This window comes from Sanyastnella coralliicola (genome assembly GCF_030845195.1).
GTDB classification, from domain to species: Bacteria; Bacteroidota; Bacteroidia; order Flavobacteriales_D; family Sanyastnellaceae; genus Sanyastnella; species Sanyastnella coralliicola.
In genome coordinates this window covers 1,683,862-1,697,050 of the sequence record NZ_CP132543.1, presented here as the reverse complement: position 1 = coordinate 1,697,050, position 13,189 = coordinate 1,683,862, and the positions used below count along the sequence as shown (strand labels likewise).

The window sequence follows — 13,189 nt, the reverse complement described above, 5'->3', positions numbered from 1 at the left end:
CTAGTGTTGCCAAATTGATTTCGACAATGAACTTTTCAAAGGTATCTATCATAGGAAGTGGCTGGAGCGGGTTGGCGCTAGCGCGGAAGCTGAGAAAGGAAGGCAGAGAGGTGGTGGTGACTTCGAGGTCATCTGCTAGGAAAGAAGCCTTGGCACAGGAAGGAATACGCTTAGAAGTGCTCGATGTATTAAGCGATGAATTTCTACAGGCCATTACAATGGTGCATTCGGAGGTCTTTGAAGCTGATTTGGTCATTGTCACCATCACACCACCGAAAAGTGATCGCGTAGAAAACGCAGCTCAACGAGGTCATGAGGCCATTGCACGTCAACTGAGATTGCACGGTGTCAAGCAAGCTGTGCTCCTTAGTTCTACTGGAGCTTACCCTAATCTCAATAGAGACGTTTTTGAGGATGATGCTGCTACTATTGTTTCAAGGCATTCGGGCGTTTCAATTCTTGCATTAGAGGAAGCATATAATGGGCTACCTATATGCATTTTCAGAATGGGAGGTTTGGCTGGCCCGGGTCGTGAACCGAACCGTATGTATCATAGAAATGGCATGATCACCAACAGTAAAAGTCCTGTGAATGTCACTTGGTTACGAGATATTCTGGGAGTGATAGGATTCCTGTGTGATGTAGGACAGATGTCAGGGGTGTATAATTTGGTTGATCCAGAGTTATTGACAAAGGAAGAATTTGTTCGCAGGTACAACTCTGAACCCCTTATTTCCTCGCTAAAATTCGATAATCAACTTGCTGAATGGAAGCGAGTTCGGAGTGACCGAATTATGTCATTTGGATATCAGTTCGTATCTTAGGGAGACACTGTTTTTCCCGTTTTAGGAATTCAACGCGATTCCCATTTGTGGAAAAATATGTCTAATGATCTATCGGCAATCGATAGGTCCGGTTAACTTAGCGACTGTAAAGTCACAGTCTATGCTCTCCACATTGACTCACGTACTTACTGGGCGTAATGATCGCCCCATTCTATTGGACATAAAGTGGGACAAGGAACAGACTCAGAAGGGTCTGGTAATCTTCGTGCACGGTTACAAAGGGTTCAAAGATTGGGGTGCCTGGAATCTAGTTTCTGAGAAATTCGCTCGGGCTGGTTACACCTTCTTGAAGTTTAACTTCTCACACAACGGTACCACACCAGATCATCCTACAGACTTTGTCGATCTAGAAGCATTCAGTGATAACAACTACTCCATTGAGCTGGATGAAATCCATATTGTCACAGATTGGGCATTGTCTAGTAACGAGGTCCCTAGTTCAAAGCAAACCGCTTTAATCGGGCACAGTAGAGGTGGCGGACTGGCCATTCTCGGTGCGTCAGAAGATGAACGGATTGATAAACTGATCACGTGGGCTGCTGTTTCTGACTTTGGAGATCGTTTCCCGATCTATGAAGATCTGCATCAGTGGAAGTGGGATGGCGTATACCATGTTCTGAATGGAAGAACAGGTCAGCAAATGCCTCACAAGTACCAGTGGTATAAAGACTTTAAAGAGAACGAAGAGCGTCTTTACATTCGACGTCATGCTCGAGAATACACGAAGCCATCATTGATTGTGCATGCCTTGGATGATCTTGCTGTTCACGGGAGTGCCGCGATGCGTATTCACAAATGGATTAAAACTTCACAGATCATTCTCAAGGATGATGGAGGTCATACCTTCGGGATGTCTCACCCGTGGGACAAAGAAAATTTACCAATTGTTATGAATGACGTTGTGGCTAGAAGCATTAGCTTTCTATCGCTATGAGTATTCTACGAGTAATTCTATCTATCATTTTCCCTCCGTTAGCCGTATTTGATCGAGGTTGCGGATCTATCATTATTGTATTTCTTTTGACCCTATGTGCATGGGCACCCGGTGTGATTGCAGCCATCGTCATTCTTAATATGAAGGAATAAAAAAAGGAGAGTTGATAACCCTCCTTAGTTAATCAGCATAGCAAAATATTAGTAGACGTTCGCCGTGCCGGTTCTCAACGCAGTTTCTTTCTGGATCAGCTCATCCATCAAGTTCTGACGTTGTACCTCTAGAGCACGAACTGTACGCTTACTTTCATCAATATCATCGTTCGCTTTGTCTCTGCGGCGCATGTGTCTATTCTTCTGTGCCTTTAAAGACGCGCGATCATCTTCTAGTTCCTCTAGTTGCTCATTCTTCGTTACCAAAGCGAATGCAGTGATTTCCTCCTGTGTCGCTTCAATTTCAACTTCTTTGTGTTCGATGCCTTGCTCTCCATCGATGATTCGCTGTTCCAACATGTCAATCTCGCCAAGGAGCTTTTCAATCTGTGCCTTCTTCTTGATGATAGCGTTTGCATCTCGCTTGTTGCGGCGCTCCAGTTGATGTTGTTCTTTCTCTACACGCTTGATCTTATCTTCAAGGGCTTCTAGGTCATGTCCGGCGATCTCAGCTTTTAATCTCGCTGTTTGCTGCACATTCTCTTCTTCTTGCTTTTCTATGTATGAGATTTCACGATCCGCTTCTTTTGAAGTGTGATCTTTCGATTTCATCGTGCGCTCTTCGCGCATGATTGCGCGGTCAATTTTGTCTATCTCCTTATGGATGTCAGAAACACGTTCTTCAAACATTTCTCGTTCTGTTGCAGAGAGTGATTGCGTTGACGCAGGTTGTGTTTGAGCTCCAGCCATGAGAGAGAGCAACAAGGCACATAGTAGGATAGGGGTTTTCATATCGAATGTTTTGTGTTCTGATATTCAGACGTCAACGAAAACAAAAAGTCACATGCGAATTATTGGGGCACAAAAAAACCGACCCTTTCACCTGAGTGAAAGGGCCGGAATCTGAATTATTTCTAGGCGAAGTTTAGTGACGTACTACCAAACGTTGTGTTAGGGTAGTTAAGCCGTTATTCACTTCAATGAAGTAGATACCGTCGTTAAGGTCACTTACGTTCACATCAACGATTCCTGTTGAAGCGCTGTAAGAAGTTGACTTAGCGATTCGTCCGTCAAGAGCAATCACACGAACTTGAGCATTGCTCATTCCAGTGATATCAATCTTAGCGATGTCAGTTGCTGGGTTCGGGTAGATAGCCACAGTAGGGTTATCAGACTCATTTACTGAAAGACCAGTAGTCTCTGTTACTGTGAAATCATCGAGGTAGTAAAGTCCGTTTGACTGGTCAGGGCCGAATGCAAAGAAGTTTACTACTTGTAGCTGATTGAGACCAGCTGAACCATCAGCGTTGTTCAATGACCATTGGAAGCTAGTTGCTAGCTCACCGTTTAGGTAGAGGTAACCCATGTCGTTATCGAGGTCAACTGCAACTTTCACGTCGTTCCACTCATCGTGAGCGAATGAAAGTGCACCTCCGTCGAAGCTACCAGTTGTCCATGTCATGTCACCTCCGGTGCTGAAGTATACGTCAACCGCCCATTCGTAGGCATTGGTAGATGTGTACTCCCAGCTGTGCATTAGGTTGAAGTAACCTTCTGAACCAGTAGGAATCAACATTTTAAATTCAACATCGTATTTCCCGCTAGTGTAGCCACCGAGATCGTATACGATATCATCATCGTTCGCTTGATCAAGAAGAACAGAGTTACTTCCGCTTGCTGCATAGTCAGTTGAAACTTCGCCATCTACATCGAGGCCTTCGTTCCATACGTACCAGTTGTCAGCTTGTTCTGCAATACCACTTCCAGCTGTGTAGCTTTCGAAATCATCTGAATAGATGACGGTTTGCGCGTTAATAGATAATGCAAAGGCACATGCCCCTGCCAATAGTAGAGCTTTTCTCATAATGTAAGGTTTAGGGTTCGAAACGCTCCAAGATACCAATTCCAATAAAAAAGAGCGCACAATGGCGCTCTTAATAAATGAAGGATATAGATAATGTATTAACCCTAAGCTTGTTGCTTATGTAAAGCTTTCTTCAATACTTCCGTCATTTCGTTCTGAAATGTCTCCGTTTTGTCCGCATTGTACCATTTCTGAATTTCAATCTGGAATTCTGGATACGCCTGTTTCGGTTCTGGTTTGGCCTTGTAATCCATCACCATTGCTTGTACAGGCACAGGACGAGGTCCCCAGTCGAAAACGAGTTCATTTTCTTCAGACAACGCTACCAACTTTGGAACGCTGCGTCCGCCATTGGTTAGGTGCTCGTCCATTATGTCGAGATGTTGATCACGAAGTATGATTCGTAAATCAATGTTTGGGTTCAATTGCGCCATGGTATTCATGAGGGGCATATTCTGTGCTCCATCACCACACCATGCTTCGTCAATCACTAGCCACGTTTGTTTGCCAAGTGATTTTACAAGCTCCTCGAGCTCTGGTGTAAGCCGAGTAGTCTTATTCAGTCGCTTCATGCGGTGAGCATTGACCTTGGTGATGTTCACCAAGAATTCCGACTGATTCTCTCCGGAAGTTTTTCCTTCAGCAACCAACTGTTCTACAAGAGCCATGAACTCGTCGTAGCTCATAGATCCTGGCATGCCTTGATTGATGTATTTGATGGTGTTTTTCATAACAGTACAAAGATCGATACTTGATGTCACAAGAAGGTCACACAGTTGTCCAAAATCCATTTAGCTTTGGAACATGCAAGTGAAAGGGAACCTTCGTAAGATGCGCGTGGCGCTTGAAGATGGACAAGCAAAATACCACATGCGATTCTTCCATGTGCTCGAGCCATCTGAAGAAGTGTACATGAACGATTTAGTTGGTCAAGAAATCAAACTAAGCTGGGACAACAAGATCCATTGTGTTGTTACCGGGAAGTCAATTAAGAAGACTTATGGAGAAGGAATGAGCTTTGACGCTTGGAGAACTTCTCCAATGTCGGTGGAAAGCATCGTTCGTCCTGAATTGAGTCGAATTCATGAAGGCATTGCCCTTCGTGATAAAGAGTGGGAAGAAGAACACCATAACAAGCCTCACTATGTCTATCTCTCGCTCACATCCGATGTGAAAGTTGGAGTAACTCGCGAGACGAATATTCCTAGTCGGTGGATTGATCAAGGAGCTGTGCGGGCAATCAAGCTGGCCTACACGCCTTACCGCCAACTGGCTGGATTAATCGAAGTATCTCTGAAAGACTACATGGCCGATAAGACCAATTGGCGAAACATGCTCAAAAACGCACACGATGATTCGGTCGATCTCGAAGATTTAAAAGATCAAGTGATCGATTGGATGGATGAAGAGTATCATGATTTCATTAGCGACGACGACGAGGTGACGCACATTGAATATCCGGTGATTGAATACCCGATAAAGGTGGTTAGTATGAAGTTTGAAAAACTGCCTATCATTGAAGGTAAGCTCATGGGAATCAAAGGGCAGTACTTGATATTTGACAATGGAAGGGTCATCAATATTCGCAGTCAAGCCGGCTATGAAGTAACACTCGAATATTAAGCGCTAATTAATCCTTGGCACGTTCATTGAAGTCGTATACAAAACGACTGATATGAAGCCTAATGTTGAACAACAGATTAAACACCTGTACCACCGAACGTCCTTCGGGTGGGTGCCCACACAGGCAAAGCTATCTTCTCAAACACTCGAAGAGCACATTGCTTCTATCTTTCGTTCTACACGTAAGTACAAGCCACTAAGCACACTTCCTGACCCGCGTCCGAAACATGGGGATGTCAAGAATCTAAAGGCACTTCTAATGGTCTTGAGGTCTAAGAAAGACCTCGTGCGCTTGAACAACGCCTGGATTGATAAGATGGGAGATACTCAATCTGTTTTCCGTGAGCAGATGACGGTCTTCTGGCATGATCATTTTGCATGTTCAGCACCCTTTGGGATCTTGATGCAGGAGCAGAACAACATGCTTCGGACGCATGCTTTGGGCAGCTTTCGGGATATGCTGCATGCCATCGCAAAAGACCCTGCGATGATTCTATATCTCAACAATCAACAGAATCGCAAGCAAGCGCCAAATGAGAATTTCGCTCGTGAGGTGATGGAGCTTTTCACCTTAGGTGAAGGGAATGGATATACGGAAGATGATATCAAGGAAGCAGCACGCGCCTTTACAGGTTGGCACATCAGTAAACGCGGTGAGTTCGAATTCAACGCCAACGCACATGATGTAGGAGAGAAGACCATTTTCGGTCAGTCTGGATTCTTTGGAGGAGAGGATGTCTTGGACATGCTCCTTGACAATCCACAAACGGCCAAGTACATCACTGAAAAAGTCTACAAATACTTCGTGAATGAAGATGCGGATCAATCCATCGTGAATGGGTTGGCAAGACGGTTCTTCAAGAACAACTACAATATTGAAAGCTTGATGATGGACATCTTCACAAGTTCTTGGTTTTATGACCAACGCAACGTAGGAGTGTTGGTTAAGAGTCCAGTTGATCTTCTAGTGGGCTACAAGCGTCATTTGAAATTCGCTACCGCGGAATCGCGAGTGACTTTGAAAATGCAACAAGTCATGGGGCAGACTCTCTTTATGCCACCGAATGTAGCGGGTTGGAAAGGAGGAAGGCACTGGATTAATTCAAGTAGTCTACTCATGCGTATGCGCCTTCCAATGCTTTTGTTCGGAAGCCCAAAAGACATTCCATCACTCGACAAGAACTCTGATCGTTTCTTGTCGAAGCAGGAAGAAAGGCAACTTAAGAAACTCAAGGTCAGTACCAATTGGAATGCGATGTCTGAGATGTTTTCTCAGAGTAAAGACATCGTTGGGGCAGTGACTTCTCACATGCTCATCGTTCCAACCGATAAGGTGCCAAAAGCTGAAATGCGGAAGACCGTTTCCGCGCTAGCGAAAAAAGACCAAATCAAATGGACGGTGACACGAACAATGGCCTTGCCTGAGTACCAACTAAAATAAGCAGACATGAAAAGAAGAGATTTTTTACGTTTCTCAGCAGTAGCCACCGGTGCTACATTGATGCCGCAATTCTTAAGCGCATCGAATCCAGTATTGTCTGCGATTGGTGCAAAAGGAAAGCGATTGGTAGTCATCCAGCTTTCGGGTGGAAACGACAGCCTGAATATGTTGGTGCCATTCCGAAATGACACTTACTACAAAGAGCGACCAAAGATAGCGATCGCTGCCAAAGACGTACTCCGATTGACCAGTGAAGTTGGATTGAATCCAGCAATGACAGGACTTCAAGAGCTCTATGACCAGGGATATTTGACGCTCATCAATGGCGTAGGTTATCCAAATCCCAATCGATCACACTTCCGTTCGATGGAGATATGGCAAACAGCGAGCGATAGTGACCAAACGCTACAGAGTGGATGGGTAGGAAGATTCCTGGATACACAGCCTTCAACCTTGGTGCACCCCTATTCAGCAATTGAAATGGAAGATGCCTTGAGTCTCGTTATGCAAGGAAATGAGCATAGCGGACTTGCCGCCGCTGATCCAGCGCGATTGAAGAAGGTGGTAAATCACCCGTTCATTCGTCAAGTAGCTGATCATAATCACGGACATCATCATCATCCGCAAGTAGATTTCTTGCATGAAACACTTGATGAGACTGTGAATTCAGTGGATTACATTGCTGCCAAAGCACGTAGCGCCAGTAATCAAATGATTTATCCTGCAACTGCATTGGCACATCGCCTGAAGACTGTTGCAGGCTTGATCAACGCTGATGCTGATACGCAAGTGTACTACATGAGTCAAGGAAGCTATGACACCCATGCGAATCAATTAGGCGGACATGCCCGGTTATTGGGAGATTTGAGCAATGCCTTGAAGGCTTTTGTACTCGACCTGAAAGCATCCGGACGACTAGACGACACGCTCGTGATGGTATTCAGTGAGTTTGGACGACGAGTAAAGCAAAACGCTGGAAGAGGAACAGACCATGGAACAGCCGGGACCATGATGCTGTTAGGAGGTAAGTTGAAGAACCAAGGCGTTTACAACGATATTCCATCATTATCTGACTTAGATGATGGCGATTTGAAGCACAGCATTGATTTCCGTAGTGTTTATCGGAATGTATTGGAAGATTGGCTGCAGACGCCGTCGGAAGATGTGTTATTCAAGAAATTCGAACGACTAGATATCGTCTAGATCTAGTTTAGACTTGGGTTAGGAGGGAGGTCGGCCAAATGGCTGTACTCCTTTCCTAGTTTCTTGATGAGGCTGTTCCAAAGCGTTTCGTTGGTCGTATCCATCAAAGTGCGTTGATCAGAACTACTGATGAACCAGCTTTTAGATTTGACTTCACTCATGAGTTGATCAGGAGACCAACCGGCATAACCCACAAAGAATCGTACATGATCGTCGGTTACTTTGCCGGCTAGAGCTAATTCCTTTAGTTCCTCGAAATTTCCACCCATGTAGATTCCTTCAGTCACGTGAATGCTATCTGACAGCGTATCACCTAAGGTGTGCAGGTAGTAGAGGTTGTTATGCTTGACAGGACCTCCAACGGAAATTCGTGATTGGAACATGGATAGATCATCCATGATATCTTCAAGGCTCGCATCGATATAGTTATTGAGGACGAAGCCAAACGAGCCTTCTTCATTATGCTCACACAAAAGAATAACCGTCCGACGGAAGTACGGGTCTTCCATGAATGGTTCAGCAAGAAGAATATCTCCTTTCTGAGGTTGTTCTTTGTCGTTCGGAGTGAACTTGAGCATTGTCTAGTTAGTCGTTCTATACAAAGGTGCAATTTTCGTTGGTAAATCGGAATCGCGCCGTTTTCTAAGGCTATCGACTTAGGAATCAGATAAATTAGGTCCGATTTTCAATCATTTAGGTCTTTAGGAATGACATTTTACAGCTTGTCAATTAGTCTGAAATTGTACGATCTTGCAGTGAAATCGGATGGAATGAGACTATTGGTGTTTTTGGCGGCGATATTTTTGTCGTCATGTGCTATTAATTCACAGACTGTGCAGCCTTTTCAGGGTAATCAATCTGTTACTTGGGAAGAGGCTATAGCTTCTTATGACAGTCTAGCTGCCTCTTCATCTGACGCCTTCTTCATGGAAATGGGAAAGAGTGATGTGGGCAAACCGATCCATTTGTTCGTTTTAAACAAAGGAGCGCAAGATCCCTTTGACATCTCCTCTGAACGTTCTGTCCTTCTTATTAACAATGGCATCCACCCAGGTGAACCTTGTGGGGTTGATGCAAGCATCCAATTAGCCGAAAGGCTCTTGGCTTCAAATAGCGAATTGCTCGATTCAGTGGTCATTGGTATCATTCCGATTTACAACGTTGGTGGGGCATTGATGCGCAATTGCTGCGTTCGAGCAAATCAAAACGGACCTGAAGAATATGGTTTCCGAGGGAACGCACGAAACCTTGATTTGAATCGAGATTTCATCAAGTCTGACTCTCGAAATGCTCATACGTTCTATTCGATCTTCCATGCGTTAAACCCTCATGTGTTTATTGATACGCACACATCTAATGGTGCAGACTATCAGTATGTTATGACCATGATAAACACACAGCCAGATAAAGCTGGAGAGTTGATGGGTAACTATGTGAAGGAGGAGATGAGTCCGGCATTGTTTGAGTCGATGGAGGAACGTGGATTTGGTATGACGCCTTACGTTTATTCGTTGGGCAAAACACCAGACAATGGGATCAAAGACTTTCTCGAAACTCCCCGATATAGCACAGGGTATGCAGCTTTATTCAATACCATAGGCTTCACGAGTGAGACGCATATGCTGAAGCCTTTTGCTCAGCGAGTTGAAAGTACGTATCAGTTTATTCTCGCTAGCGCGGAATACATGCACGAGCACAATGGAGCGTTAATCGAATTAAAACGTCAAGCTGATCAAGCGGTTACAACGCAAACAAAATTTGAACTATCGTGGGAATTGGATACAACCTCTTTCCGTATGATTCCTTTTAAAGGATTTAAGGCGGAGTACATCGAAAGTGAGGTGACAGGAGGTGAACGTTTACGCTATAACAGAGCAAAACCTCAAACCATTCAAATCCCTTACTACGACACATACACCGCCACGAATGAAGTAGAGGCTCCGAAAAGTTACATTGTACCTCAGGCTTGGGTAGGCGTGATTCAACGACTTCAGGAGAATCATGTAGAAATGACACCCTTACCACGAGATACCATTATGGTTGTTGAAGCCTATTACATCCGCGATTTTAGTTCGTCTTCTCGTGTATACGAAGGCCATCATATGAATGAAGCCAAGAAGATCGATAAGGTGTCGGAAGAGGTGAGATTTTACCAAGGTGACATGGTTATCACGGTTGACCAGACAGTCAACAGATACATCGTAGAAACGCTCGAGCCACTTTCAGCTGACGCCTTCTTCGTCTGGAACTTCTTCGATAGCGCGATGCAGCAGAAGGAGTGGTACAGCGATTACGTTTTTGAAGATACGGCAGCGGAGCTTCTCAAGACTGACCTTGATCTCAAGCAAAGGTTCGAAGCAGCCAAAAAAGAAGATCCCGAGATGGCTGATAGTCCTTCAAGGCAGCTCTACTGGATTTACATTAATTCACCGTACTTCGAAGGAACAGTGAATCGTTACCCCGTGTATCGTTGGGAAGGTCAACTTTCAAAGTAGTTGTTCCTGTACACCTTACATACATGAAGGGCATAGCTCTCGTAGAACTTGTTGATTCCGTTCTTTTGTGCCTCTGAATGTTCTGGATGTTGACGCCACTGGTTCACTGATTCTTCATCCTTCCAGTAGGAAATGGTAATGCCTACTTCTGAGCGCGCATGGTCCATTCCTAGGTACCCTGGTTGGTTTTGAACGAGTTCTTCCATACGCTCTGCCCACTTTCCGTATTCATCTAAATCACAATCTGCTCTTGTTGTCGTTGTAAAGATGACAGCAATGTATTCGTTAAGTTTTGAGATTTTTAATGGTTTCACTGCAGGCATACGTTTAACTTTGTAATCATGGGAAAGGTACATTATCAAGTTGTGATGGCCTACTACTGGCTTATTCGCAAACTCAGAAATGCTGGGGTAGATCCTTCGCCGAGACATCTCCGTTTAGCGGCAGACCGCGTAGGTTCTGTTTCTCCAATGCCTATGGGCACGAAGTTAGAACGAACCCAGCTTGAGGGTGTCCCAACGGGAAAAATCACCTACCGCACTCCAAATGATGAAGGCGTTCTCATGTTTATTCATGGTGGAGGTTTTGCTTTTGGCTCAGTGAATACACACCGTTCGGCGGTAGCCCATTTATGCAAAATGACCGGCTTCACAGGCTACATCCCAGAGTACCGATTGACCCCTGAGCATCCATATCCGATTCCTTTAGAAGATTGCGTTGCTGCCTACGAAGGAATGATAGAGCGTCACCCAGGAAGAAAAATCATTCTTCTGGGTGATTCAGCAGGAGGGAACCTTGCTACAGAAACGGTACTTGAAATTCTCAGAAAAGGAAAAAAGGCACCAGATAAGTTCATCTTGATGTCGCCGTGGTTAGACTTATCTCCTGAATCTGAAAGTGCCCAAAAGAATCGCGATGAAGACAGTTTGTTCGATAAGAATGACCTCATTCATTATAGCCGCATGTACGTTGGTGATTTGAATCCGAATTCATCAGCGATATCGCCTATAAATGCAGATCTGAAGGGATTCCCGGAAACCCTGATTCAGGTAGCGGAAAATGAGCTTCTGTACTTTGATTCGCTTCGTTTCTCTGAAGCGCTAGTAAAGGCAAAGGTAGATGTGGAGATGCAAGTAGAGCCTCATTTATTCCACAGCTGGCAGCTCTTCCCGGATTTTGTCCCGGAAGCAAAACGTTCGCTTGAAAAGGCAGCTGAGTTTATTTCAGCAACGACTCCTGTCCAAGGCTAGATAGACACTCTTTCAATCGAGGAAGATAGGTGTCATTCATCGCCTCCATATCTGGATTATCGTTTTCAAACTCCTTTCCTTGAAGCGTCAGTTCATTTTCAGAGATAGGCTTTCCGTGTCGGATCAATGCACTCACGATTTGCTGGTTGTCATCGTAGTACAATTTGTGCTCAATCACATAGGCGCCGTCTTTCCCCGCAAAGTTCCGCGTTAGCGAACGATGTGTGCTAAAGATCAGTTTTCCAGACTCATCGAAAATAAATGTATCCTCCTCAGGTCCAGTTTCGGTCTCTAGATACAGGTCTGCTTTAGCGAGAGCTCCATTGTTATAAAACCCCTTGGCTTCTCCTTGAACATTACCCATGGAAACACGTCGAGCTTCAGGAGCAGCTTGTTCCACTACTTCTTGTTGCTCTTCAACGACCTCTTCAATCGCTTCTTGTTCTTCATAGGTAACAGCTTCGTTACCAAGTGCTTCTTTCTGAGGGTCTGGAGTGCTGCACGCGAATAGCAGTGCACACAAAGGGAAGAGGATGGTCTTTTTCATGAGGTCGTATTTCAAGCACACTTACGAGGTGCAAGCAAAATTGTTCCGCCCTAAAAATACAAAAGGCCATCACTCGTTAGCGACGGCCTAATGCCTTGGGATAATGCAATAGTTGTGTCAAGTTAGACCAACGATGAAGCCTTTGCTTCATCTTGCTGAGAACCTCCAGACTGAGAGAAGAGAACTGCGATTGTTCATTCCTTAATCCGAGTGCAAGAAACCGACGCACTATTAACTCAGCTTTAAGTAGAGTTTGCTTTAGGATTAATTGAAGAGATTTAGGCTTGTTGTTCTTTGCGCTCTTCGGCAAGAACTTTACCGATGTAACGGAACAACGCAAAAAGAGCTACGGATGCCACGGTAATGAAAACAGGAACCAGGTAACTCGATTCTACGAAATCTGAAGTGATCATATATGTGTCAAATTCAGAATCGCGTTGCTCTGCAATAGAATTCAGTAGAGCACTTTGAAACGTTGTTCTGAAGTACGCCCAGAGAAAGAAAGCTGCGCAGACAAAATTCACCACTGCCCCAGCTACTGATCTCCAACCAGATTGAATGAGATCAATTAGAGCCGCAAAATACAGGGTGCCTGAACAACAGAGCATGATTGCTAGAGAACGCGTGTCTGCAATTTCTTCAAAGACATACCCAGGTACAGAAGATGACGCACCGTCTTTTACTGAGATAGGAAAGAAGCTTGTTTCGAGCGATACTCCAAGTATGAATCCTAGGAATATGGCACCGATGTAGATGAAGATGGTACGTTTCACTTGACGAAAATAAAGGATAGTCTAACGCCTACAAAGTCATTGAGTGTTTCTTTGGTGGGCTA

15 protein-coding genes are annotated in these 13,189 nt (G+C 44.6%); 8 read left to right on the top strand and 7 right to left on the bottom strand.

Features of this window, described 5'->3' with window-relative positions; all coding sequences use genetic code 11:
• Window positions 1-26 precede the first annotated feature (26 nt).
• The 3 genes from RA156_RS07110 to RA156_RS16650 all read left to right on the top strand — a co-directional run bounded on the left by RA156_RS07110 (window position 27) and on the right by RA156_RS16650 (window position 1,931).
• Window positions 27-824 carry an NAD-dependent epimerase/dehydratase family protein gene (locus RA156_RS07110; protein ID WP_306643874.1) on the top strand — a complete coding sequence of 266 codons (798 nt, stop codon included), beginning with the start codon at window positions 27-29 and terminating at the stop codon, window positions 822-824.
• A gap of 64 nt (window positions 825-888) precedes the next feature.
• Window positions 889-1,779 (top strand): alpha/beta hydrolase family protein, encoded by an 891-nt coding sequence (locus RA156_RS07105; RefSeq protein WP_306643873.1) that lies wholly within the window; start codon window positions 889-891, stop codon window positions 1,777-1,779.
• Complete coding sequence (locus RA156_RS16650; RefSeq protein ID WP_350339797.1) at window positions 1,776-1,931, top strand: YqaE/Pmp3 family membrane protein; 156 nt, start codon at window positions 1,776-1,778, stop codon at window positions 1,929-1,931. The genes RA156_RS07105 and RA156_RS16650 overlap by 4 nt, the downstream gene beginning before the upstream one ends.
• A 48-nt stretch (window positions 1,932-1,979) precedes the next feature.
• Here the strand turns inward: RA156_RS16650 and RA156_RS07100 are convergent, their stop codons facing one another.
• From RA156_RS07100 to RA156_RS07090, 3 genes are all read right to left on the bottom strand, one after another.
• Entirely contained in the window at window positions 1,980-2,723 is a 744-nt protein-coding gene (locus RA156_RS07100) for a hypothetical protein (RefSeq protein ID WP_306643872.1), read from the bottom strand.
• A gap of 133 nt (window positions 2,724-2,856) precedes the next feature.
• Window positions 2,857-3,795, bottom strand: a complete 939-nt coding sequence (locus RA156_RS07095) for a T9SS type A sorting domain-containing protein (RefSeq protein ID WP_306643871.1) — start codon at window positions 3,793-3,795, stop codon at window positions 2,857-2,859.
• 104 nt (window positions 3,796-3,899) lie between these two features.
• A complete protein-coding gene (locus RA156_RS07090) occupies window positions 3,900-4,526 on the bottom strand; it encodes a thioredoxin family protein (protein WP_306643870.1) in 627 nt (208 codons plus the stop codon).
• Between the two features lie 73 nt (window positions 4,527-4,599).
• Here RA156_RS07090 and RA156_RS07085 point away from each other — a divergent pair, with 73 nt between their 5' ends.
• From RA156_RS07085 to RA156_RS07075, 3 genes are read left to right on the top strand one after another with little or no spacing between them, the layout of a single operon-like run.
• Complete coding sequence (locus tag RA156_RS07085; protein WP_306643869.1) at window positions 4,600-5,418, top strand: DUF2797 domain-containing protein; 819 nt, start codon at window positions 4,600-4,602, stop codon at window positions 5,416-5,418.
• A gap of 52 nt (window positions 5,419-5,470) precedes the next feature.
• On the top strand, window positions 5,471-6,859 hold the full coding sequence (locus tag RA156_RS07080; RefSeq protein ID WP_306643868.1) for a DUF1800 domain-containing protein: 1,389 nt from the start codon (window positions 5,471-5,473) through the stop codon (window positions 6,857-6,859).
• 6 nt (window positions 6,860-6,865) lie between these two features.
• Complete coding sequence (locus RA156_RS07075; protein WP_306643867.1) at window positions 6,866-8,062, top strand: DUF1501 domain-containing protein; 1,197 nt, start codon at window positions 6,866-6,868, stop codon at window positions 8,060-8,062.
• A 2-nt stretch (window positions 8,063-8,064) separates the two neighbouring features.
• Here the strand turns inward: RA156_RS07075 and RA156_RS07070 are convergent, their stop codons facing one another.
• Window positions 8,065-8,640 (bottom strand): YqgE/AlgH family protein, encoded by a 576-nt coding sequence (locus RA156_RS07070; RefSeq protein WP_306643866.1) that lies wholly within the window; start codon window positions 8,638-8,640, stop codon window positions 8,065-8,067.
• Between the two features lie 255 nt (window positions 8,641-8,895).
• On the opposite strand from RA156_RS07070, the gene RA156_RS07065 reads away from it, so the two are divergent.
• On the top strand, window positions 8,896-10,557 hold the full coding sequence (locus RA156_RS07065) for a M14 family zinc carboxypeptidase (protein WP_306643865.1): 1,662 nt from the start codon (window positions 8,896-8,898) through the stop codon (window positions 10,555-10,557).
• Here the strand turns inward: RA156_RS07065 and RA156_RS07060 are convergent.
• A complete protein-coding gene (locus RA156_RS07060) occupies window positions 10,542-10,880 on the bottom strand; it encodes an antibiotic biosynthesis monooxygenase family protein (RefSeq protein ID WP_306643864.1) in 339 nt (112 codons plus the stop codon). The genes RA156_RS07065 and RA156_RS07060 overlap by 16 nt on opposite strands.
• Window positions 10,881-10,898: 18 nt before the next feature.
• On the opposite strand from RA156_RS07060, the gene RA156_RS07055 reads away from it, so the two are divergent.
• Window positions 10,899-11,807 (top strand): alpha/beta hydrolase, encoded by a 909-nt coding sequence (locus RA156_RS07055; RefSeq protein WP_306643863.1) that lies wholly within the window; start codon window positions 10,899-10,901, stop codon window positions 11,805-11,807.
• On the opposite strand, the gene RA156_RS07050 is transcribed toward RA156_RS07055, so the two are convergent.
• The gene (locus RA156_RS07050; RefSeq protein ID WP_306643862.1) at window positions 11,776-12,354 is read right to left on the bottom strand and encodes a hypothetical protein; all 579 of its coding nucleotides are present in this window, start codon (window positions 12,352-12,354) and stop codon (window positions 11,776-11,778) included. The two genes, RA156_RS07055 and RA156_RS07050, sit on opposite strands and share 32 nt — an antisense overlap.
• A 278-nt stretch (window positions 12,355-12,632) precedes the next feature.
• Window positions 12,633-13,127, bottom strand: coding sequence for a hypothetical protein (locus RA156_RS07045; protein WP_306643861.1), 495 nt, complete (start codon window positions 13,125-13,127; stop codon window positions 12,633-12,635).
• Window positions 13,128-13,189: the final 62 nt, after the last annotated feature.